This is a genomic window from Prochlorococcus marinus str. MIT 1214, from assembly GCF_027359355.1.
In the GTDB taxonomy this organism is placed as follows: domain Bacteria; phylum Cyanobacteriota; class Cyanobacteriia; order PCC-6307; family Cyanobiaceae; genus Prochlorococcus_B; species Prochlorococcus_B marinus_F.
This window is the reverse complement of the sequence record NZ_CP114777.1, coordinates 1,213,127-1,238,016: the sequence shown is the minus strand read 5'-3', so window position 1 is coordinate 1,238,016 and position 24,890 is coordinate 1,213,127. Positions and strand designations below refer to the sequence as shown.

Here is a 24,890-nt window from a genome sequence, read left to right as displayed (position 1 = left end):
CTTGCTCATTCCTTAATCAATGCATATTAGAAGAATAAATTGTTTTTGCATGTGAAGCCTCGCTACAAATATGAAGATGAATACGTTAAAAAAACACTGACATGGGACAATTATTGAATATTCAGAAATTTTTCTGCAGCTTCAACTATGCTGGCTATTAATTCTATCGTCGCGAACGCACTTTTATTCTCTTCACTTCTTTTGGTAATTGGTGTTCCGGTCTTTTATATGACCCAAACTAATCCAGAAGACAATAGAAACCCAAACATTAAAAAGATTGAGATTCTTGCAGGTGTTTGGTTCCATTTGGTTCTACTTCAAGCATTAGTAGGTGAATACATCACTCATCAAATGAGTGTATAAATTGATTTAGCCTTTGATTTAATAGAATAAATTGGGATTATCTATGTGATTGATGGATTAAATTGCCTGTTAGGGGTTAGTGTTATAAGTATTATTTAGCCTCTTAAAATGACCACCATCGAAGGTACTTTTACAGGTGCATCAAATTTAAGAATTGCTATTGTCATAGCAAGGTTTAATGATTTGATTACTAATAAAATTTTAAGTGGTTGTTTGGATTGTTTATCAAGACATGGAATTGATACTTCACAGACAAGTCCTCAATTGGATATTGCTTGGGTTCCAGGTTCTTTCGAACTGCCGCTGGTTTCACAAGCTTTAGCTCGGAAAGGTAAATATGATGTGGTTATAACTCTTGGAGCTGTTATCAGAGGAGATACTCCTCACTTTGATGTCGTGGTTTCAGAAGCTAGTAAAGGAATTGCTAATGTTTCAAGGGAAACAGGAGTTCCAATCATTTTTGGGGTTCTCACTACTGATACTATGCAACAGGCGCTTGAGAGGGCTGGGATAAAAAATAATTTAGGTTGGAGTTACGCTCTTCAAGCGTTAGAGATGGGATCTCTGATGAAGGCTATAAGTTGAATAATTTTGTCAATTAAAAAAATCAATTGACCATAGCCCCTATGTTGAGGCATGCTTAGAGTTAAGGAAAATAACTCCCTTGCGGATGTAGCTCAGTGGTAGAGCATCTCCTTGCCAAGGAGAATGTCGAGAGTTCGAATCTCTTCATCCGCTTTTTTGTATAACAAAATTATTTTTATTGATACGAAAGATTATTAAGAGCCAAATGTAAGAAATGCTTATTTGTATCATATTAAATTTATTTAGTGACGAAAAGTGTGATTAAATCATTTATTATGAATAGATGAAGTTTATTAACCTTTAATGTTGCAAATATATAGTGTTTATTTGCTTCTTCTATTTTTTGTATCTACATATAGTTTATTTTTCATATTTCCCAGTCTATTTAAGTTTAGAATTCCTATTAATTAATGATAAATTACTAATAGCAAATACAATAATCAAAAAAATTGTTCATGGGTATTGAATTGGCTGATTCGATTAATTCCAAAGAAAAGCCGCTCTCCCATTTGCGAGTAGCATTTACCGCTATTGATCTTGAACAGGCAGAGCATCGAGGAATTGCATATTTATCCAAAGCTTTAATAAGTTCTTTATCTGATCTTGGAGCAGAAGTTTATTTAATAACTGGATTTTATGGTCAACGATTGAACCCATTAATGAAATCTTCCATGAGTGCACAGTCAGTAAGAGAAGTTGACTGTGCAGATATTCTGGATCAATTTTGTGATCCTAAAAATCGAATGAATAAAATAAAGAGAGAATCTGATTTTGAAGAAGATTTAATTACGAAATTTGTAAATAAGTGTATAAAGTTAAAAAGCGGATCTCGTCAGACGATCAAGTTGTTATTTTCTGTATTAAGATTTTATATCTGTAGAGGTAAATTTTCAGGACGATTAATAAACTTATATAACTATGAGAATAGTCCTTATTTTGGACAAGAAAGAGTAAGCTATCTTTCAAAAATATCAGGTTTCTTATCTATTAGAGATATTTATCATCTATGCACTTTAAGAAGTAAAAGACTTTTACCTAAGTCTCCAAGTATTGACTTAAGAAAGTCAAAAATAGATTTATTGATTACATCTTGTCCATTAAGTATTGATGTGATAAGGAATACAAAAAAAAATTCTAGTATCCTACAGATTATTATGGATTTTATACCACTTTCTTTTTCAAAACATCCTGATCATCCATTCGACTTTTATAATCGATTGAAAGATGCTATGCGGACTAAAAGTTGCTTTATTTCCAAAACCTCTAGAGATAAAGTATGCTTACTACTAGAAAAATCCCATTCTTTTGATTATCAAAATATAATATATCCACTGCCATCATTAAATATAGACAAGTTAAATTTAGCTAGTAAAGTTAAGAATTTAAGAGGTCTTAAAAATAAATTTATTTTGTTCAATTCTTCAGTTGTTCCACGGAAGAATCTTCATTTTTTAATAAATATATTTAAAAATAGTGAGCTTGCTAGTCAGGATTTTGATTTATGTATAGCTGGCAAGCTTCATGATGATCAATATGGTGACGATATTAAGAAAATGTGTGAAGGAGATGCCAGTATTAAATTATTAGATTATGTAGATGAAAATGAAAAGGCGTGGTTATTTTTAAATGCTTACGCTTTTGTTTCACCATCATGTGTTGAGGGCTTTGGAATTCCAGTTTTGGATGCTGCCGCTCTTGGTTTGAGAGTTATTGCTAGTGATATTCCCTCTCACAAAGAGATCGCAGATCTTGTTGACGCAAATCAGAGTTTCCAGCTACTGGACCTTTCTAATATTGATAAATGGATTTATGAATTTAATCTATTAAATACTTTAGATTTGTGCATGGAAGAAGAAATTAAGTTCCGTATTTCCAAGTTTCAATCTTGTTTTAAATTTTTAAAGGATGGTTTCGATAAAACTATTGTAGATTTATTACTTTAGAGATTACTAAATTAATTAATGATCATAATTCATTTTGATTTAGTATTAGCAAAGATTGATTATGGTTGCTAGTGAATCCTAATTGCTTGTAAAATTCAGCACTATTAGTTGTCATCAAGTAAATCTTTTCAACAGATTTAATCTTTTTATTTGTTAAAATTGCTTCTAATATTAATTTCCCCATACCAAGACCTTGATGATCTGATGCAATAACTATATCCCACAGTACAGCTCTAAAAACAAGATCACTAGTTGCCCGTCCAAATCCAATTAATTTAGTCTGATTCCAAAGGCTTACAACTACTGTGCTTTGATAGAGCATTGTGCAAATTTGTTTTTTATTTCTTCCCCTAGCCCAAAAAGTGTTTTCATTGAGAAACGATTGAAGTTTTACGAGGCCATTTGTTGGTTGAAACCTAGCTCCCATTCCTAATAGACGCAGACCAGGAGCTGTGGGAGCATGTTTGACTAGTGAAAGTCCTTTCATCAAAAGTATTTAAGGATTCAAATTTTTTTAATGTTAGTTTTAGTATGATTCATTTTTTGTATTTCAATAATAGTACAATGGGTTCAAAGTCTTCTTCATTCAATTAGGAATTTCCCTAATTGCTCTCCTTTTAGGAGTACTATGAGTAATAATCAAGTTGTATAAAATTATTGTAGAGAGTAGCAACTATTATGAATTTTAAACTTTAAAACTGAATTAATTAAGTATTATGGATTCAGATTTTTATAAAGAATTTGAGAATACATTTCGTGGGAGTAGAAGCCAAATAATTAAAATTCTTTCAAATTATGATGGCTTAATAGATTATGTTTTAAATATAGATAATGATCCTTCTCTGTTAGATATAGGCTCTGGTAGAGGTGAATGGATTCAGAAATGTAATGCTAGGGGTTTTCAGTCTATTGGTATTGAGTTAGACAGTGAGATGGTTAAGGAATCCAAGGATTTCAATCTAATTATTAAAGAGGGAGATGCTTTATCGCTATTAGATGAATTTTCTGCAGAAAGTTTTTCTATAGTTAGCGCTTTTCATGTTATTGAGCATATGGAGCATGAAAAAATTAAAGAAATTCTTGTTAAAGCTAAACGAATTTTGAAGCCTGATGGTTTGCTTCTTCTAGAGACTCCTAGTATTGATAACCTTCTAGTCTCGACTAAATCTTTTCATATTGATCCTACTCATATAACTCCAATACATCCTGATTTATTAGCTTTTATGGTCAAAAGAGCTGGCTTTACTCAACAAAAATATTATTTTATTAATGGCGGACCATTGCAATATTCTGATTCTGATAAATTGACCAAGATACTCAATGGAGTTGCTCAAGATCTCGTATTAATAGCGACAAAGTCTAATTTGAGAAATAACTCTATTTTCGATGATGTTAACCTGATACAAAGAGATATGAGATTAGCTCAAACAACACTCGAAGCAGCAATAGATTTTGACAATTTAACCATGAATCGATATGCACAATATGATGAAGCCATTTTTACATTGCGAAGAAGGATTATAGAGTTAGAAAGGCAAATACTATTCCTACGAAGAATATATCATACGAACTTTTTAATTAAGTTTGTTAAGAAAATAATAAAATTAAAAAGAAAAATGTGGAGGTTGATGGTCAGATCAAAAAAAATCTATAAAAGTTTATATAATTTTTCTATTAATACAGAACTATATATAGTTACCATAAAAAAATTATATAAAATTCAATCTATTTTTTTTCTTCTTAGATATCTGGAGAAAAAGATTGATAACTTTGGCTACCGAATTTGTCAATATAAACTTGTAAGAAAAAGCAAAAAGTTAAAGGAAGATTATGACTTAGTTGTAAATCATGAAAGAAACTTAGACTCTTATTTTAATACTTCGGAAGAAGCTAAGAAAATTTTTGTGGATTTAAATAAAGATATTAAGTTATGAAAATTGTCATTGATTTACAGGGATTACAAATTGATGGAAATCGTAAAAGAGGTATAGGTAGATATTGTTTAGAAATTACAAAAGCACTAATCAAATATTATCCTAAGAATGAATATATCTTATTTACTAATTCTAATTTATTTGATTTGAGAAATGATTTTATTGATGAATTAAATAATAAAAACTATAATTTAACTTACTTTCAATGTCCAACAGTTGGAGACCTTAACGAATCTTATTCTGGGAAATATTCAAGTTTTTGGTTATCAACTCAGTTAAGAAGTTATGCATTATCTTTAATTAATGCTGACATTATTTTAATTACAAGTTTTTTCGATGGATTTAGAAATAATACTTTAGTAAGTCATGACAAGTCTTTTCAATTACCACCCATTGTATCAATTATATATGATTTAATACCTTTAATTCATAGTGATCAGTATTTAAATAATGATCAGGAATTCAAACTGTTTTATTTGAAAAAAATTGAAGAATTGTCAAACTTAGATGGCTTGCTTGCTATTTCTCAATCTTCTCTAAGAGAAGCTAATCAATATTTGGACATAAAATCTGATTTGATATTTAATATTTCTGCGGCCTGCAATGACAATAAATTCACGCCAGTAGTTTCTAATTTAAATGTTGATACAGCATATTTAGGAAAATTTTTATTATATTGTGGGGCTACTGATCCCAGAAAGAACTTATCTCGATTAATTGAAGCTTATGCCTCACTTCCTGTACAACTGATCTTTAAACATAAATTAGTATTGACTGGACCTTATACAGATGAGGAAAAATCTTTAATTCAAGAGTGGATGATTAATTTTGGTTTGCCCCCAGAATATGTTGTTTTTCTTGGCTTCATAACTGACATTGAACTCGCTAATTTATATCGTACTTGCTATTTGCTGATTTTCCCTTCATTGCATGAGGGGTTTGGATTACCAGTATTAGAGGCAATGCATTGTGGTGCGCCTGTTATTGCTTCTAATCTAACTAGCTTGCCTGAGCTTCTTGGAGATCAGAGATTTCTTTTTGATCCTTACAATGTGAAAGAGATATCATATTTAATTCAAAAAAGCCTCACAGATAATATATTTTATCAATCTATTTGTTCCAATTCTAAAGAAAGAAGGAAAAACTATTCATGGAAAAAAACCTCTATAAAGACAATAAAATCACTGAAACAAGTAATTGATAGTAAATCAAGTTTATCAGATAAAAATAAATCTAATTTTAATTATTTAATAAAGAATCAATATCATATATTATTAGAAAATCTGGGAGAAAGTCCACTAGTAAAACATAGGAATAAGCTTCAAATTCGATATTTGAAGTCATTAGCTTCAGCTATTTCAATAATTAATAATCAGTCAAAGAAAATTGAACTTCTAAGAAGATCCAAAATTACTGATCAATTTACCTGGAAGATAGAAGGTCCATTTGATTCTTCATATAGTCTAGCAATTCTAAATAAAAATTTTGCTTTAGCTATGGAAAATCTAGGCCAAAATGTTGAACTATTTTGTACGGAAGGTCTAGGAGACTATCAACCTGATCAAGATTTTTTAGAGAAGAATCAAATGATTAATAAACTATATCAGAAGTCCATAGAAAGTAAAAACAGTATTTTTATTTGTAGCCGCAATCTATATCCTCCCAGAGTTAATGATGCAAAAGGAGTAATTAATTTATTGCATTCTTATGGTTGGGAAGAGTCGGAGTTCCCGTCTCAATGGGTTAACGATTTCAATGCTAATCTTCAGGGTATGACTGTTATGTCGGAGCAAGTAAAAAAAATACTTATTGATAATGGCGTGCAATTACCAATTAAAGTATCTGGATTGGGATTAGATCATTTTAAGAATATTAAATCAACAATAGATTTCAAAGTTAAAGCTAAGAAATTTAAAATTTTACATATTTCATCTTGCTTTCCAAGGAAAGGTGTAGATATTTTAATAAAAGCTTATGCTAATTCATTTAGTGATAGTGACGATGTTTCTTTGATTGTAAAGACTTTTGATAATCCACATAATAAGATTGATTCGATATTGGAACAAGCTAGACAAACCTATTCTAATTTCCCCGATGTAATTTTAATTAAGGATGATTTGAATGATAGTCAAATTAAGTCTTTATACAAACAATCAGATCTTTTAGTTGCTCCAAGTAGAGGCGAAGGATTTGGATTGCCAATAGCGGAGGCAATGTTAATAGGAGTTCCAGTAATTACTACAAATTGGGGAGGACAATTGGATTTTTGTAATAGTAAAAATAGTTGGTTGGTTGATTATCAATTTGTACAATCTAAATCACATTTCAGATTAGACTTTTCTTGCTGGGCTGAACCTTCTTGTTTACATTTAGGCGAGTTAATAAAGGAGGTCTATATACTTCCCAAAGAGGAGGTTAGAAAAAAAACAATAGCAGCAAGGTCTGCCGTTGAAAAAATGACTTGGAATAATGTGGCTCTTAAGAATAAGCAATTTGTTGAAGATCAATTCATTACTAAGATTGATCCTTCAATTAGGTTAGGTTTTATTTCTACATTTAATAGCAGATGTGGTATCGCATCCTATACGAAACATTTACTTGAATTTCTTCCTGGTAAAATTTTTCTTTTTACCCCTCTTAGTGAATCCTCAAATAACAATATAAAGAATGATTATGAGATAATACCTAGCTGGAATATAGATTCTAAAGTTGATGACTTCAGTCTTCTCATAGATAACATTAAATCATTAAATATTACTTCGATAATTATTCAATTTAATTTTAGCTTCTTTGATTTTGATAGATTTCATAATCTTATAAATTTATTATCTCAAGCCCGAATTAATACAATCATAATAATGCATTCTACGATTGCTCCCGTAAATAATGAATCTAAAAAAGTATCTAAGTTAATTAATAGTTTAAAAAAGTGTGATAGGATTTTAGTCCATACTATTGATGACTTAAATAGATTAAAAGGTCAAGGCTTGATAGACAATGTAAGCTTATTTCCTCATGGAATTTTAGATTTCTCGCCTAATCAAAATAATTCTAGTCCTTTGAAAAGATCATTTAGATTGAAAAACAAAATAAGAATTGCTTCTTATGGTTTTTGTTTACCAAATAAAGGTTTCAAACAACTTATTTTAGCTATTAATATATTGAGAAAAAAAAATATAAATATATATCTTGATATTTATTCAGCTATTTATAGTGAGGATTATCTTTATGTCTATGAAGAATTGGTTTCATTGGTAAATGAATTAAACTTGGCTAAGTATATTTTCATAAATAATAAATTCATGAGTGATATCGAAACTTTAAATATTCTTTCAAAATATCAATCGGTCGTTTTTCCATATCAAGAATCACAAGAATCTTCTAGTGCTTCTGTTCGGCACGGTCTTGCCTCTAATCGACCAGTTTTAGTAACTCCATCTTCAATATTCAATGACGTATTAGATTTGGTTGATGTCTGTCAAGGCTTTAATCCTGAAGATATTGCTGAAGGAATTATTAAGTATGTCATTGAGAAAAAGTCTTTCAATAAAAAAAGATCTATCTTGGAAAATGAAAGACTTAAAAAGATCTCAAATAGAAAATTCTCTTTATTAGCTAGAAGGTTATATTCAATGATTAAGTCTCTTGAAATAAATATATAGACAAACTATAATTTATTAATTTTATCTTCAATTAGTTTTTCAATTATTTCATTTATATGTACTTTTGCTTTCCATCTGAGATCTTTTTCTAAATCACTAGGATTTCCATAGCTTTGGATAATATCTTTTTTCCTAAATAAACTAGGATCGGATAAGATATGCTCTTTCCAATTTAAATCAAGCTTGAGAAAAACTGTTTCTATAAATAATTCAAGTTTAGTTAATATTCCAGTACATATTATATGGTCTTTAGGTTTTTCAGCTCTGTTAATCAGTTGCATTGCTTCAACGTATTCTTCAGCCCAACCCCAATCTCTCGATATGTTTAGATTTCCTATCTTAAAATTATGAGATTTATTTCTTGAACATTGAATGGCTTCTGAAATGATTTTATGAGTTACGAAATTTTTATTTCTCAGAGGAGATTCATGGTTAAATAAGATACCTGTTACGCAATTTATGTCATATAGCTCTCTGTATAATTTTACTAAATTAAAACTTGTCTGTTTTGCTATGCCATAAGGACTGCATGGGTTTTGTTTGTAATTAATATCCGCCCCTCTTCTAGTCTCCCCATATATTTCGCTACTACCAGCAAAGAATATTCTACCATCGTAATTAAGTTGCCTTGCAACTTCTAAAATATTTAATGTTCCATTTGTTATCCCCTCTATTGAAGTGATTGGATTTGTAAAGGACTTTCCGACCGATGATTGCGCGGCTAAATTATAAATTTCTTCCGGTTGGTTACTTTCAATTAATTTACTAATGATTTCGTAATTTTTTAAATCTCCTTTTTCTATTTGAATATCTTTTGAAATATCTCTCGAAACGCAATTATTTGTATCATCTAAATTGTTTCTTGAGAAGCCGATTACTTTGTAGTTTTTCTTTAGAAGCGATTTTGATATCAAAGAACCATCTTGTCCGTTCCATCCAAAAACCAGAGCTGTTTTTGAAGTCAAGAAACTTCCTCGCAATTAGATCATTTTCTTTGATTGGCTCTAAATATACAACCTTTTTTCATGGATTTATACCTCTTATTTTTAGCAGGTTCATGAAAAACCAAAGTAACTTTTGTCACAATAAACTTGTCTGATCACATTTTTTCTTTGTTTTTGGGACCTGTTTTTTTGTAGTTATTTGAAAGTATTTGCAGTTATTCGTATTTGGTGTGCACTTTTAATTCTGGATCTTTTGATACATCGATGAACTTTTTTCCTATTGGTGAAAATCATTGAAATTTTTCTGATGGATGATAAAAATTGGATAAATTCCCACCCTATAGATTAATTGACATCCCTTTCCTAGCAGTAGTTTTGAACCGAATCGGCTTTTGGGAGCTTGGGATCCATTGATTTGTTTTTCATGTAATTATTTTTTATTCAAGTATCAATTTTCTTGTTAATAAAATGTTTGGATTTCAGGTTTATTGGTGCTGGTTACTGTACGCATTGGGGAATTGGCCTTATATTTCTACTGATTCTGTTTCGTCTGAGCTATAGTGCCGGACCAAACACAGATATCCGCATTTTAGCTGCGGAGATCCCTAACTTAAACACTTATTTTCTTCCGCAACCCTTAACAAAATGGCCAACGCGACTAGCACTCAACTTCAAGAATTATACGTCGCATATTTTGGACGTGCTGCTGATCCCACAGGTCTGGATTACTGGACAGAAAAAGGGATCACCACGTCTAAATTTGCGGCTGATATGTATGCACAAGCAGAATTCAAAGATGCATATGGCAGCCTTAGTACTGAATCACAAGTTAATCAGATTTATAAAAATCTTTTTGACAGAGAAGCAGATGTAACCGGATTAACTTACTGGACTCAGCAAATCAATCTTGGCAATTTGAAAGTAGCTGAAATTGCTACGCATTTAATCTGGGCTGCTCAAAACAATTCTGGTAGTTCTGCCGATAAGACTGCTTTAACTAATAGAACAAATGCCGCTGTTGCTTACACAGCAAAGGTAAAAGAATCAACAGCTGCGATCCTTGCTTATCAAGCGGAATCAACAGGTACAACCTTTGTTAAGGGTGTAAATATTACTGAAGCAATCAGCTATCTTTCAGGTATTGACGGAACAACTGCTCATACAGCTGCAGGAGTTGCTGCAAGCGTTGCAACAATCACAGCAAATGGTGTTCCTACAGCTGCTGTTGCTGGAAAGTCAATCACTCTTACTACAGGTGCTGATGTAGTTAATACAACAAGTGCCACTGCTGCTTTAACAACTGGTGCTGGTAACGATGTTATTTACGGTTTAACTACTGGAATGCTGACTTCAGCAGACGTTATTGATGGTGGGGCTGGTACTGACAAAATTGATGCAAGAATCACAGCGAGCACGACAACAATTGCACCTAAAATTACTAATACAGAAGAGGTAGCAATTGAAGTTCTTGGTGTTAACGCTAAGACTTTAACTATCGATCTTGATAGTGGTGACAAGCTTGTAACTTCATTCACTCTTACAGGTACTGATGTAGTAGCAGACGGTACAACCCTTGTAGTTCAAGGTATTCAAACAACTGACGCAGTTACTTTGGATACCAATATGTCTACATACACATTTACTAAAGCCACTCTTACTTATGACTCAGTAACTGGTACTGCAGACAGCACATCCATTACCTTAAAAGACAATCTTACAGACGTTACAGTTCCTGGGATTGAAACACTTTCTGTTACTGCTGAAAAATTCGTAGGAACACTTACTCCAGAAGACGCAGAGACCATCACAATTACTGTTGGCTCAACAACAACTAATACCACCACAATTGCTGACATTGTTCAAACAGCCACTGACGTAGCTACCTTGAACTTGGCTGGTAGTGGTGAAGCGTTGACAATTACAGCTGGCCCTGAGTTCAAGGCAGATGCAGTTGTCAATATCACTAATACTGGTTCAACTTCATTTACAGCTAAAGCCCTAACATCTGCTAACAACACCTTTACTGCAACTGGTGCTGGAGGAAAAGATACAATTGATATAGATGCGGTTACTACAGGAGCAACTATATCTGTGACTACCAATGGTGGTGATGACGTAGTCAACATTGACCAAGGTGTTGTGACTATTGACACTGGTGCTGGTAATGACACAGTTAGTGCACTTCAATGGGCGGAAATCACTTCTGCTGACAGCATTGATTTAGGAGCTGGTACAGCTGACATTGTTGATTCAAGAGATGAAGTAACAATTAATGCAACTGATAAAACCACTTTCGCTTATTTCAAGAATGCTGAGATTCTCAAGCTAAGTAAGGCAAATGATCATATGACTGTGAATTTCAATACGTTCACTTCTGTTGATCACGTTATTATCTCTAGTCCTTTAAACTCTACAGCTGTCAATGTAGCTGACTTCGGAACAGCTAAAAACGCTGGTGTTGATGCAATAGATGCGACAATGAACAACGAAGACATCTTGGAAATAACAGGCGCAATCATTGGTGAAGAAGCTGGAAATGCTGGTGCAACAGGTACTTCAAACTCAACTGCTACTTCTGGTGGAGATGCGTTAGACATCGATCCAGCTGTAGACACTGGTAATAATATTGCGACAGTCAGACTTGTTGGTAATGCAGACCTCACCGGTGGACAGGGTGAAGATGCTGCAACTACAAAGACTGCTGGATTAGGTGGAGATGCTGTTAACGCAGAAAACATCGATACTCTTAACTTAGTGGTTGTTGGAACTACTGCTGCTGGAGGAACTGTGGACACTGTGTCCTTCACTGAAGGTTCTGCTGGTTCAGTTACTGGTACTGGTACTGCTGGTACTGCTGGAGTAGACATCACTGTTGCAGCTAACGGAAAGATTGTTCTTACAAGTGAATTAGACCCACGTACAAGCACTGCCGCCCTACATAACAACATCAATCTGGGAACTGTTAAAGGTACTAATGCAGTGATCGATGGATCTGACTTCCTAGGAATTATTACTGCTACAGCCGGAGACGGAAACGTCACAATTACTGGTGGAGCTGGTAATGACGTACTGAGCGGTGGTACTGGAGTTGACACAATTAGTGGTGGAGCTGGTAATGACACCCTCGATCCGGGTACTGGTGCTGACATCATTACTGGTGGTTCCGGTTCTGATCATATCGACATCACGTTGTCTGATTCAGGTGAATCTTCAGAGAAGATGACTGATTACCAAACTGGTGCTGCTGGCGTGGCTGATGTATTCGACATCCCATCTACGACTAATATCGCTGCCGCATCTGGTGTTGATGTGTCAGGCGCAATTAGCGGTGGACTAGGATCAGACACACTTACTGCAAGTGTAAGTGATGGTTTCATTACTCTTGCTGGTAATGCGATTGCAAAAATCGATGCTGTTTCCGAAGTTGCTGACATCTTTGAACTCTTAGATGCCAACAACTCTGCTGAAGTAGGAGCTATTGAAGCAGGTGGTAACACTTACCTCATCATGGACTCTGCTAACGGTACTGATGCAACTACAGCTGACATAACTGCTGATGTAATTACACTTGAAGGACTCACTGGTATCTCCAAAGTTTCTACAACAGCTGGATCTAACACTATTGTTGTGACATAGTTTTCAGATTCTAATCTTTTTGAAAAGCACCCCATTTATGGGGTGCTTTTTTTTGTTTTTTAATATTGACGTATTTCTTTTTTGAGTACTTTTTTAAAAAGTCTTTTTATGATCTATTGACTAAGGTTTTGCTAGGCAAATCTATTCTCTGAAGTTTTATGTTTTTAGTCTTCCAAATAATGTATATTTTTATTGAAAAGTTCAATCAATATAATATCAAATCTAATATTTCATCAGCTGTGCTAAGACTCTATTTCCACTTATAAATAGTCTTTAGTTATCTATTTGGTATTCAATTAGTTCAAATATTTTTTAATCTTTCTAGTAATAAAATATTTTGCTTATTATAATTAAGTTTAATTTTAGATATGTTTTACCCTCTTCTTTGAATTAAACATAATTCTATAGAGAAGTATTTTGATGCATGCAATACGCTTAATAATGCAGACTATTTATCTGGTTTAGATACATCTCTTTGATAAAAGCCTATTTTGAGAAACTTGATATTTATTCGTTTTGTTGAACTCTAACTTTATTGTAAATTTCTTTTCGCATAGAAGTATTATTCATTCTCAATAGTTACTATCCATGACATACATTTGATCCTGCCCCCCCTATTAAAAGTAATTTTCCTGAACTATTCTTGGAAACGTGTAATAAACTTTTTTGTTTTTTTCACGATTTATTTTTGGATTTGAGATTGCTTAAATCTTATCTCACCTTTATATGTTTTAGTATTTTTCTTTCACTAGTCTATTTCTCAGCCTAAATAATTTAAAGATCTGATTTTTCATCTCTTTTTAAATTTAAAAAACGATTTCATAAGTTGTTAACAAGCATTAGAATTAGTAGTACAATATCATTATTTATTTGTGATATAAGTTGGAGGAAACTGACCAAAATGATATAGAAAATAAGAAATTGGCTGAGGTTAAAATATTTTCAGTGCCATTTAATTTAGAAAATACGAAGGAGAATATTTCGATTAAAGCTAATACTGAGATATCTCAAGATCAAATATTAAATCAAGCGTTTAAGTTTCATTCTGAAGGTAATATTTCAGAAGCTTCTAAATACTATAAATATTTTATAAATAACGGGTTTAAGGATCATAGGGTTTTTTCCAATTATGCAATCATATTAAAGGGTCTTGGTAAATTACAAGAAGCTGAAGAGTTGATTAGAAATGCAATCCAGATCAAGCCGGACTATGATCTAGCTTTTGTGCATTTGGGAGGCATTCTAAAAGAATATGGGAAATTAGAAGAAGCAAAAACCCTATATTGTCAGGCTATTGAACTAAATCCATTTTTGTATGAAGCTCATTCAAATTTAGGAAATGTTTTGAAAGATCTTGGTTATTTACAGGAAGCAGAAACTTGTATGCGTAAAGCAATTGAGTTGAAACCAGACGATGCGATAACTCACATGAATTTAGGTAATATGTTGAGAGAGATTGGGCAATTGGATGAAGCAGAGAGTTTGACGCGCAAATCAATTACGTTAAGTCCTAATAATGCAATTGCTCATTCCAATCTGGGATCAATTCTAAAAGAGCTTGGGCAATTGGATGAAGCAGTCCTATCAACTCGAAAAGCAATTGAATTGCAGCCAAATTATGCAATGGCTCATTTTAATTTAGGAACAATTTTAAGAGATCTCGCTAAATTTGAAGACGCCGAGATTTTAACTAATAAAGCGATTGAACTAAATCCCAATTTTGCTGAAGCATATTCCGGACTTGGCTCTATTTATCGAGATCTTGGCAAATTAAATGATGCTTACATAGCAATGCGTAAGGCGATTAATATTAATCCCAACTTTGTTGATGCTCATTTGAATTTGGCAACCATATTAACTGATTTGGGCAAGCTGGATGAATTGATTCATTTATCTAAATCAACACTTGCTATGAAATTAATGAATATAGGAGATAGGTCAATTGCTGAAATACAGATTTCTATTGCTTATTTATTGAAGGGCAAAATTTCCCAATCTAGAACTCATGTTAATAGATGTCATCAACTAATAAAGCAAGGAGGTCTCAATTTAATCAAAAATAAGATTAATAGAAATCATACTTCTAATTTCGCTCATTTTATTTCTAGATTATGCTCTAAACTGAATAATCCAAGTCAAAGTTTATCAAACAAAAAGATACCCCACATTGGAGAGAGTCATTGCTTAAGTTTTGCATATAAATCATTAAATTTGGAATCAGAAAGTAAATATATTCAACCTATATTAATAACTGGTGCAAAAGCATGGCATTTTGCTAATAATAAAAATAATCTATGGAAAGATTCATTAAATCAACAGATTAATCAAAATACTTATAGTGATCAAATATTTATTTCCTTTGGAGAAATAGATTGTAGAAAAGAGGAAGGCATACTTCATTACTCAATCACAAAGGGTAAAGATTTTTCGGGAGTATGTGAGAGAACGATTAAAGGTTACCTTGATTATATGGAAATATTATTATCTAAAAATTACTCAAAAAGATATTATTTTGGTGTTCCTGCACCACTAATAAAGAAAGAACTACTTGATGAATTAGATATCATAAGAATCGATATAATCAAAAAATATAATTCATTTCTTAAAAAAGAAGTTTTAATTAGAGGGTCTTATTTCTTGGATGTTTATTCATTAACATCTAGGAATGATGGCCAAAATAATAATCTTTATATGTGCGATAATACGCACTTGTCCCCAGAATGCCTGTCATTACTATTTCAAAAATACTTATATCAACCTTAGATTAGGATAGTATTAATTCATTTTATTTTTTAAGATTCATTCTTGCTTCAAATTCAATTATAAATTGAAAATAATCAGGTACATCAAAGTAATTTATATCAATAAAGTATTCAACTATCGATAGCGTATAATTTGAATGGCTAGATGCTTGTTAAGCGAAAAAATGAAAGGTTTTAAGAATGAAGGAAAGAAAAATCAACAAAGATTTAATTCAAAAGAAAAAATATCTAACTTTTCTCAAGGTTCTAATCAATTAGAAATCATAAAAAAAGCATTTCAATTTCATGCAAAGGGTAATATTTTAGAAGCTGCAAAATATTATCAATACTTTCTAGATCAGGGTTATCTCGATTCACGAGTCCTTTCAAACTATGGTGCGATTTATCGACAAAAGGGGGAAACAGATAGAGCAATTGAGCTTTTTGAGCAGTCGATTCGTTTGTTTCCTAATAGTCCTGAAGCTTATGCAAATTTAGCTAATATATTAAAAGATCAAGGAAAGCTGGAAGAAGCAGAATTATTAATTTATCAATCGATTGAATTAAATCCTGATATTGCAGACTCACACTTTAATCTAGGAAATATACTTAGAGATTTAGGGAAAGTAAAGGAGGCAGAGTTATCTATTGCTAAAGCAATAAAAATAAATCCTAATCATCTCGAAGCTAATAATAATTTAGGTTCTTTATTTAGAGAAGCATCTAAGTTTGATGCGGCTGAAAAGTTATTTTTAAAATCAATAGAGATTAATCCAAATTATGCATTAGCTTACCATAATTTAGGAGAGCTTTATTTTGAGAAAGGTAATTATTTTTTAGCAACTAATTATTTTAAAAATGCATTAAAACTCAATCCAGAGAATCAGAAAACAATAGCATCTTTAATCTATTCTTCGTCATATATTTGCGATTTTAAAACTATAAGAAAGTATATTTCCTACGTCCCTAACTTGGGAAAAACAAATGATTATATCTATCCTTTTCATATCGCTCACTTAGAAGATGATCCAAGTAGTTATCTTTTAAGAGTTTTGAATTTGTTTGATAAGAAATTTATACGCTATTCAAAAAAAATGAAATATGTTAAAAAAAATAAGATTCATATTGGATATTTTTCAGCCGATTTTCATAATCATCCTGTTATGAAGTTATTAGCTCGTGTATTTGAATTACATGATAAGTCTAAGTTTTGTATTTATGTATATTCTCTATCTAATATAGAGGACAATTATACCGAAAGATTAAAAAATTCATGTTCTTACTATAGGAATATTAAATACTTAACAGATATTGAAGCAGTAGATTTAGTAAGGAATGATCAGTTAGATATAGCTATCGATCTAATGGGTTATACAAAGAATAATAGGATGCCTATTTTTTCATATCGTGTTGCACCCCTTCAGGTAAGTTACCTTGGCTATGAGGCTTCTACAGGATCGACAGAAATGGACTATATCATAGCTGATAAGTTTACCCTTCCTCATAATTTTGCTCAGTATTATTCCGAGAAAGTCATATATAAAAAACATTCATACATATGTTTTGATGATACAAAAGTAGTTCCATCAAATAAATTTAAGAGAGAAGAATTTGGTTTGACTTCTGATGCATTCGTTCTTGCAGCTTTTCATAATAGCTTTAAAATTACTCCTTTAGTTATTGACTCATGGTCTAGGATTTTAAAACAAATACCTCACGCTATCCTTTGGATTAGTAGTAGTAACACTACTGCTAACGAAAATATAAAATACTTTTTTAGAGAAAAAGGTTTGGGCTTAGATAAATTAGTTTTTGCAAATAGGGTTGAACATGATATTGATCATTTATCTAGGCATTTATGTGCGGATATCTTTTTGGATACATTTAATTTTACTGCTGCTTCAACAGCTCTCGAATCATTGTGGGCAGGTTTACCTGTGGTCTCATTATTAGGTAAAACTTTTTTGGCAAGAATTTCCTCTAGCTTTTTATTTGAATTAGGACTTTCCGAACTAATTGCAAAGTCAGTAGAGGAATATGAAGATATAGTTATTAATTTGGCTAAGAATCCAAGAAGACTAGAAGAGATCAAAAATTTATTACAACATGAAAGAAAAAATAATGTTTTATTCAATTCATATGAAGCAACTAGAAATTTAGAGCAAGTCTATTTTGAATTATTATCTAAACTGTAATTTTTATAAGGATGCGGTAAAATATATAAATTATTTATTATCTAATCTCTCTATCCACGCTTCGATCATTTCATTAATCATTGATTCAAATGAATATTTCGGCTTCCAGCCCAGTTTCTGACGAATTTCATGCGAGTCTCCTCTTAAATATTTTAATTCTTCAGGCCTCATATATTTTTTATCCTGAATTATGTAATCCTGGTAATTTAGATTTAGGTAATTAAAAACATAATCGCACAATTCTCTTACGGTTCTGTTTTCTCCTGTTGATACTATCCAGTTTCTTGGGGTGTCATTATTAAGTATTAAATGCATTGCTCGTACATAATCGTAAGAATGACCCCAGTCTCTACTTGAGTCTAAGTTGCCTAAAACCAACTTGTTTTTTAGACCCTTTTTAATTTGAACGGCTCCTTTTATCACTTTATTGGTTACAAAATTAATACCTCTTCTAGGTGATTCATGATTAAATAATATTCCATTACATGCATGTAGTTTATATGCATTTCTATAATGATTTACTAAATTATAAGCTAATACTTTAGCACATCCATAGGGGCTGGTTGGATTCATGCTTGTGGTTAATCTTTGATAATTATCAGGATCAATAGAATTTCCAAACATTTCTGATGAGCTTGCCTGGTAAAACTTGGCTTCTGGACAGATTTCTTTATATGCTTCTAGTATATTTAGTACTCCTAAGCCATTACATTTTATCGTGTAATTTGGTACTTCAAAACTAACTTTTACATGGCTCATAGCGGCTAAATTATATATCTCATCAGGTCTAATTTCGGATAAAATTTTAAATAGTGATTGCTCATCCATGATATCTCCATATACAGTAGAGATCTTCTCATTTATTTTTTCTATTCTATAAGTTTGATTCTCAGCAACTGATTGTCGACGAATTATTCCAAAAACCTCATAGCCAATATCCAATAAATGTTCTGATAGATAACTACCATCTTGTCCACTTATTCCAGTAATTAATGCTTTTTTCAATTAAATACCTCTAGTTTAGAAAGGTCTGGCCATTCTTCCCATGCCCATTGTCTTGGATGTTTTTGTTTTGCTTCGTTCAACTTGTTAAGACCAAGACTAGCAGTTTCAGGTGTCATATAGTAATGATATCCAATTGTGTCTATCTTTTGCTCTCGCCAGGGTATCCCTGGCGACCTACCGTCGTATGACATTTTTTTAAGGGATCTGTGGCTTTCTGGGTTATCACACAAGATCATTCCTCCTCTTCCTAGACTTAAATGTTTTTGGAACTGAAAACTTAAACACATGAATGTGTTTTCTATATATCCTCCTTTTTTCCAATAAACAGCTGCATCTATAATATTTGTATTACCCAGGTAATAATAATTCAACCACTCAGCATTATCCCAAGACCATTTTAAATTTAGCTTTGCTGGTAGAAACGCAATTGATAAATATGTTCTATTTGGAATAGTAATATTCTTTACTTGTTTTAATCTTAGACATAGTTCAATACTATGAGTACATGAGTCTGTTGCAATTGCATAAGGTGCATTATAAAAATCTGCAATAGCTTTTTCAAAATCTTCAACTACTTTAAACATAAAAACTATTAGCTATTCATCTATCAATAATTTAAATCAGAATCTAACAGATATATGCTTGCATGTTTTAATAAATATAAATTTTAATGATTTTGCAGACTCTAAGCAAATAGTCTCAAAATGATTTTTAACACTATAGATCAGTTAATAATGAAGCAATATAAGTTATAAGTACAAAAAAAATGATTATTTATTTTGCAGCTAAAATATTTAAACTGAGAGGAATTCCATTAATAAAATCTAAATGTGGGTAATAAGCTTTTGAGTAATCATCAAAACTTTCTTTGTTAATCCCAAAAAAATCTAAAGGGTCCCAAGTTTCAATTGATTTAAAACCAGAAAGAATAAGTATTTCTTCAATTTTTTTTCTAGTATATACAGTCTTATGATAAATAAATTCTCCCTTATCCCCTTTCCATCGCCCAAATAAGGGACCAATAATTGCATCTATATCATATGATTTCGAATTATATACCTTCAGTAATTGATCAAAGTCAGGAACTGATAATCTAAGTTTTCCTTTATCTGCTAAACATCTTTTCCATTCTTTTAAAACTAGAATAGCTTGATTAAAATCAAAATACTCTAATGCATGTGAACAGTAAATTTCTTCAACACATTCATTTTCTATAAAAGGTAATGGATAAATAGGCTTAACATAATCAATATGCTTATACTTGGATTGATCCACATGCAGATAACCTTCAAGATATCTTTTTCCACAACCTAGATGAAGTTTTATCATGCTATTTAATTGACTTTGATTTGCAATTAAATCGATTAATTAGATTATTTTCTATGATCATTTATTGAGACTTTATCTTTCTTTTCGCCATAATATGGCCCTGTTTTGTATTCATATACGACCGTATTATCAGAAATTATTGTATAATTATGGCCACCTTCAAAAGTGATAGAGCAGTCTCCTCTTTCTATTATTTCATCGCATAGATGAGTATCATCTATGTCATAAAAATGTACACATACAGAACCTTGGATGACCACCCATGACTCTTGTGCAATAGTTTTTTGATTACACTGATCTCGCCATATATGTTTATGGGGTGCGAAAGTTTTACCTGAATCCATCCTCATTGTAGCTAGTTGAATGTATTGATCTTCAGGAGCTACATTTGTCCTTTCATTAATATCATTAAAGTAATGTATAATATGCAGGAGCTTGCCTGGACTTTTACTTGAAAAGATCTTTTTCATTTTGATAAATTTATATAGATTGTAATGATTTAGCTTTGTCTGTGAAATTATTTAGTAAAAGTTGAATGTAAGTAACTTTTCTGAGTTTTATATTTGCATTGAGACTCATTCCAGCTTTAAGAGGTAGTCTTTTGCCAGATGTTAATTCTAAATATTGATTATCAAGGGTTATTTTTGCGGGAAATCTAAAGCCTTTACCTAGCTGTGGTGATGGTTCTAAGGCATCTGATCCTATGCTAGTTAAGGTACCAGTTAGTACTCCAAAGTCACTTGCTGGAAAAGAGTCGATACTTACTTCTACTTGACTTCCTGGTCTTACAAAACCAATGGTCCTACTATCAATTTCTATTTTTGCGATTAAATTATCTACAGGAACTATTTTTACTACTGGCTGGCTAGCTCGTACTACAAAACCTGGACCTTTTGGCTCTAATTCGAAAACTGTTCCATCTATTGGTGAAACTATTTCTTGATAGGAAAGAGTTACTTTGTTTGCGTTTAGTTCGCTTCTAAGCCCCTCAGTTTCAGCTTTTTTTTGTAAATATTGTAATTCAGACACAGCACCCTCTTTAACTAGATAACTAAGCTTTTTAATTACTAGCTCGTTTAATTCAAGATTTTTAGTAAGAGCATAGTTTCTAGCTTTTGTTATTTTAGTATCTAAACGAATTAATACTTGACCTTTTTTAACCCTATCACCTTCTTTAATTAATATCTCACTTACTATTCCTTCAAGTGGCATTTGTACATCTACTACTCCCATTTTTGGCTCTAATTTGCCTAATGCGATTACAACTTCGTCTGTTTTAGCAATCATTAGCCAACTGATTGAAAAAGCTGTTCCTCCTATTAATGTCCATGTAATAGCTCTTGACCAAAATCGAGATTGTCTTAATACAACTTGGTTCGGAAGACTTTCAAAAATATTATAAAGTTTCTCTTGAATACTTTCATTTAAACCTGAGAGTTTAGGTATATCTTTTGTAAGATTAAATTTATTTTTTTTCTCTTCTAGACTTATTTTTACTTTCTCAAATAAATCTGAAAAATCTTGTCTTTTAGAAGCAATATTTTCCCGGAACTTATCTTTGAGATCTTTTAATTTCAGTTTAGTTTTATTCATGATTTTAGGCAGATTCTTGTTGAAGATAAAGAGCAAAGTATCTACCTTTTAGAGCCATCAATTCATTATGAGTTCCCATTTCTGTAATCGAACCTTCGTGAAGCATAACAATTAAATCAGCATTACGTACTGTGCTTAACCTATGAGTAATGAAAAAAACAGTTGAGTTTTTGCATGACTTCCTCAAACCTTCGCAAACCTTTCTCTCTGTTTCATAATCTAGAGCACTAGTTGCTTCATCCATTATTAAAAGTTTTGGATTACTTAATAAAGTTCTGGCAATAGCAATTCTTTGTTTTTGACCTCCTGATAAACCAGCGCCTCTTTCGCCAATATTAGTGCTATATCCATCTGAAAGATCCATTACGAAATCGTGAGCATCAGCAATCTTAGCTACGTTAACTATCTCATCACTTGCAGCTTCGGGATCTGTGAGTGCAATGTTGTCACTAACTGTTCCAGCAAATAATAAAGGTTCTTGTGGAACTATTCCAATTTGTCTACGTAAAGAATAGAGTTCAACCTTATCGATATCGTAACTATCTATCTTTATTCTTCCTGTATTTGGTTTATATAGTCTAGGTAATAACTTCATTAATGTGCTCTTTCCACTACCACTTTGTCCGACTATTCCAACAAATTGTCCTGGCTTAATTTCTAAATTTATATTTTTTAATACATTAGGTTTACCTGGTTTAAAACGAAAAGAAATATCCTCAAATTGAATAGATCCTTCGAGACTAGGTAATGGAATTTTTGCTCTATCAGATTCTGTTGTTTCTTCAGGGGTATCGATAATGTCAGCAAGACGCTCAAAAGAAACTCGTAGTTCTTGTATATTTTGCCAAATAGTACTTAGTCTTAATAATGGTTGAGTAACATATCCAGATATGATTCTAAATGCTATTAATTGTCCTAAAGTTAATTGCCCATTTAGTACAAGTGATGCACCTATCCATAGAACAAGAAGTTGAGATAATTGTTGTAAAACTTGGCTTGTTTCCCCAAGAGCTGTTCCCGTAATTGTTTTTTGAAATGATTTAGATATATATTCACTATATCTCTCTTGCCATTTCCACCTGCTAACTTTTTCTACATTTTGTGCTTTAACTGTTTGAATTCCGGTGATAACTTCTATTAAATGACTTTGTGTCTTTGCATTTTCTTCTGCTACTTGTCTGATTTGTCTTCGAATTAATGGTGTGCCTATTGCGGTAAGTATTATCTGAATTGGGACAACACCTAAAGCAATTAATGTTAATAACCAGCTATAAATTACCATTACAATAATGTATATCAATGAAAATGCTGCGTCTAATAGTGTTGTAAGAGCTTGACCTGTTAGAAAATTTCTGATTTTCTCAAGTTCAGCAACTCTGCTCCCTAATTCACCTACTGGTCTGGCATCAAAGTAATTTAATGGTAAACGCAGTAGATGATCAATTACTTCTGCACCAAGTCTAGTATCAATTCGATTGGTAGTCTCGGCAAAAAGAAATGTTCTTAGACTACTAATCACGCCACCTAATACAGTAACAAATACCAATGCAATGCCTAAAATCTGTAAGGTATCTAAGCTTCTTTGACTGATAACTTTATCTATAATTACCTGAATCATTAGAGGGTTAGCCAATCCAAATAGTTGAACAACAAAAGAAGCTAATAAAACCTGGAGAAGGATCCCTCTGTACTTATTAATGACGGGAAGAAGCCATTTTATTCCAAACTTTTCTTCTGGTGTTTGCTCATTCTTCTCTACTAAAAGTAATTCTATAAAACCTTTATCAAAATTCTCATTAAAATTATTAGGATGAAGTCTAATTATTCCTTCATTGGGAGAAACTATTTCCAAAAATTCTGCATTACTATCTTTAACTAATGCAAAGCTATCTTTCCATGATATCAATGATAATCTAGGAATTCTATTCGCAACTTTTGGATTTACTTTAGCAGTAGAAGAATGTAATCCCATAGTTGCAGTAATATTTCCTAGTAGTTGAATATTTGGTTTTTTCCCCCTTTTAATTGTATCTCTTAGTATTTTTTCGATTGCATCAGATCTATATGGAAGATTTAACTCAGCTGCTAACATTTGCAAACAAGCTATTGCCTCTCCCACTAACCCATTAGCTTTGATTAATTTGAATTCTTTATTTGCAGTATATTGTCCAAAATCTACATTGCTTTGACTGATCATATTTTCAGGATTTTTGATAGGTAGCGTTGTCTCAACATCTGAGTTTTCTTTATTTTTAATATCTATTTTATTTTCTAAATTTTGATTGAATTTATTATAAATTGAGAGAGGTAATTCAAAAATCCTAGCCGGTAGTGGCCCTCGAGTTTTAATGACTTCGTCAACTAAAATTAGATCTCCTATTGCCTTATCAATTATATTTGCGCTTCCTACTATATACACTTTGTTTTCTTTTTTATTCAAAACAGTATTGTCATTAATTATTTTTAAATTTAGATTTTTGCGAATTAATTCAACTGAATCTTTCAGACTAAATTCGATTTTTGCATTTCTTTGATATAAATCATTTGCGATTCTATAAGCTTCACAAATATATATTTTTTCATTGCACCAATTTCGAAAACTTTCTTCTTTATTATATAAAGAGAGAATTAAACTATCAGAAATGGTCAGAACCAGAACCGAAGAACTTGCAGCAACATAATCGCAACCCTTAACTATTAATAGAGATGGAAGACCTATAAAAGTGCCAGAGGTTAATCTTGAAATAGAATGCTCGGCAGTTTTCCCTTTATATAAAAGTCTTGCTTCTCCACTAAGTATAATTGATATTGTATTTGGAATAATATCGGGTGGGCAGATAGTACAACCAATTGGATAGTTAATTACTTCACCTTTTTCTTCTATTTCTTTGATGCTTGAATTGTCAAAATTTTGAAATGCCTCTATTGACCTCAAGTTGATTTTAATGTTGTTTTCCATA

General features: G+C 31.8%; 16 protein-coding genes and 1 tRNA gene. 9 read left to right on the top strand and 8 right to left on the bottom strand.

The features are described from left to right. Window positions 1-147 precede the first annotated feature (147 nt). The 4 genes from psbZ (at window position 148) to O5639_RS07040 (ending at window position 2,891) form a co-directional block, all read left to right on the top strand. Window positions 148-363, top strand: a complete 216-nt coding sequence (gene psbZ / locus O5639_RS07055; protein WP_036905834.1) for a photosystem II reaction center protein PsbZ — start codon at window positions 148-150, stop codon at window positions 361-363. A gap of 108 nt (window positions 364-471) precedes the next feature. Next, window positions 472-948, top strand: coding sequence for a 6,7-dimethyl-8-ribityllumazine synthase (ribH, locus tag O5639_RS07050; protein ID WP_269623845.1), 477 nt, complete (start codon window positions 472-474; stop codon window positions 946-948). A gap of 81 nt (window positions 949-1,029) precedes the next feature. Continuing rightward, window positions 1,030-1,101 (top strand) — tRNA-Gly (locus O5639_RS07045). Window positions 1,102-1,403: 302 nt separating this feature from the next. Then, entirely contained in the window at window positions 1,404-2,891 is a 1,488-nt protein-coding gene (locus O5639_RS07040; RefSeq protein WP_269623844.1) for a glycosyltransferase, read from the top strand. 22 nt (window positions 2,892-2,913) lie between these two features. Here the strand turns inward: O5639_RS07040 and O5639_RS07035 are convergent, their stop codons facing one another. Continuing rightward, the gene (locus O5639_RS07035) at window positions 2,914-3,378 is read right to left on the bottom strand and encodes a GNAT family N-acetyltransferase (protein WP_269623843.1); all 465 of its coding nucleotides are present in this window, start codon (window positions 3,376-3,378) and stop codon (window positions 2,914-2,916) included. A 229-nt stretch (window positions 3,379-3,607) separates the two neighbouring features. Here O5639_RS07035 and O5639_RS07030 point away from each other — a divergent pair, with 229 nt between their 5' ends. Further along, the gene (locus O5639_RS07030) at window positions 3,608-4,825 is read left to right on the top strand and encodes a class I SAM-dependent methyltransferase (protein WP_269623842.1); all 1,218 of its coding nucleotides are present in this window, start codon (window positions 3,608-3,610) and stop codon (window positions 4,823-4,825) included. Further along, a complete protein-coding gene (locus O5639_RS07025; protein WP_269623841.1) occupies window positions 4,822-8,487 on the top strand; it encodes a glycosyltransferase in 3,666 nt (1,221 codons plus the stop codon). The genes O5639_RS07030 and O5639_RS07025 overlap by 4 nt, the downstream gene beginning before the upstream one ends. Before the next feature lie 5 nt (window positions 8,488-8,492). On the opposite strand, the gene O5639_RS07020 is transcribed toward O5639_RS07025, so the two are convergent. Beyond that, entirely contained in the window at window positions 8,493-9,452 is a 960-nt protein-coding gene (locus O5639_RS07020) for a GDP-mannose 4,6-dehydratase (protein ID WP_269623840.1), read from the bottom strand. A 624-nt stretch (window positions 9,453-10,076) separates the two neighbouring features. On the opposite strand from O5639_RS07020, the gene O5639_RS07015 reads away from it, so the two are divergent. The 3 genes from O5639_RS07015 (at window position 10,077) to O5639_RS07005 (ending at window position 18,003) form a co-directional block, all read left to right on the top strand. Next, complete coding sequence (locus O5639_RS07015; protein WP_269623839.1) at window positions 10,077-13,067, top strand: DUF4214 domain-containing protein; 2,991 nt, start codon at window positions 10,077-10,079, stop codon at window positions 13,065-13,067. Between the two features lie 921 nt (window positions 13,068-13,988). Then, window positions 13,989-15,830, top strand: coding sequence for a tetratricopeptide repeat protein (locus O5639_RS07010; RefSeq protein ID WP_269623838.1), 1,842 nt, complete (start codon window positions 13,989-13,991; stop codon window positions 15,828-15,830). Between the two features lie 163 nt (window positions 15,831-15,993). Further along, window positions 15,994-18,003 (top strand): tetratricopeptide repeat protein, encoded by a 2,010-nt coding sequence (locus tag O5639_RS07005; protein WP_269623837.1) that lies wholly within the window; start codon window positions 15,994-15,996, stop codon window positions 18,001-18,003. 30 nt (window positions 18,004-18,033) lie between these two features. Here the strand turns inward: O5639_RS07005 and O5639_RS07000 are convergent, their stop codons facing one another. The 6 genes from O5639_RS07000 to O5639_RS06975 form a co-directional block, all read right to left on the bottom strand. After that, entirely contained in the window at window positions 18,034-19,008 is a 975-nt protein-coding gene (locus O5639_RS07000) for a GDP-mannose 4,6-dehydratase (protein ID WP_269623836.1), read from the bottom strand. After that, window positions 19,005-19,592 (bottom strand): DegT/DnrJ/EryC1/StrS family aminotransferase, encoded by a 588-nt coding sequence (locus O5639_RS06995; RefSeq protein WP_269623835.1) that lies wholly within the window; start codon window positions 19,590-19,592, stop codon window positions 19,005-19,007. The genes O5639_RS07000 and O5639_RS06995 overlap by 4 nt, the downstream gene beginning before the upstream one ends. 190 nt (window positions 19,593-19,782) lie before the next feature. After that, on the bottom strand, window positions 19,783-20,337 hold the full coding sequence (locus O5639_RS06990) for a class I SAM-dependent methyltransferase (protein ID WP_269623834.1): 555 nt from the start codon (window positions 20,335-20,337) through the stop codon (window positions 19,783-19,785). A 44-nt stretch (window positions 20,338-20,381) separates the two neighbouring features. Beyond that, entirely contained in the window at window positions 20,382-20,807 is a 426-nt protein-coding gene (locus tag O5639_RS06985) for a hypothetical protein (protein ID WP_269623833.1), read from the bottom strand. A 10-nt stretch (window positions 20,808-20,817) separates the two neighbouring features. Next, window positions 20,818-21,930 (bottom strand): HlyD family secretion protein, encoded by a 1,113-nt coding sequence (locus tag O5639_RS06980; RefSeq protein WP_269623832.1) that lies wholly within the window; start codon window positions 21,928-21,930, stop codon window positions 20,818-20,820. A gap of 4 nt (window positions 21,931-21,934) precedes the next feature. Further along, entirely contained in the window at window positions 21,935-24,889 is a 2,955-nt protein-coding gene (locus O5639_RS06975; RefSeq protein WP_269623831.1) for an ABC transporter transmembrane domain-containing protein, read from the bottom strand. Window position 24,890 lies beyond the last annotated feature (1 nt).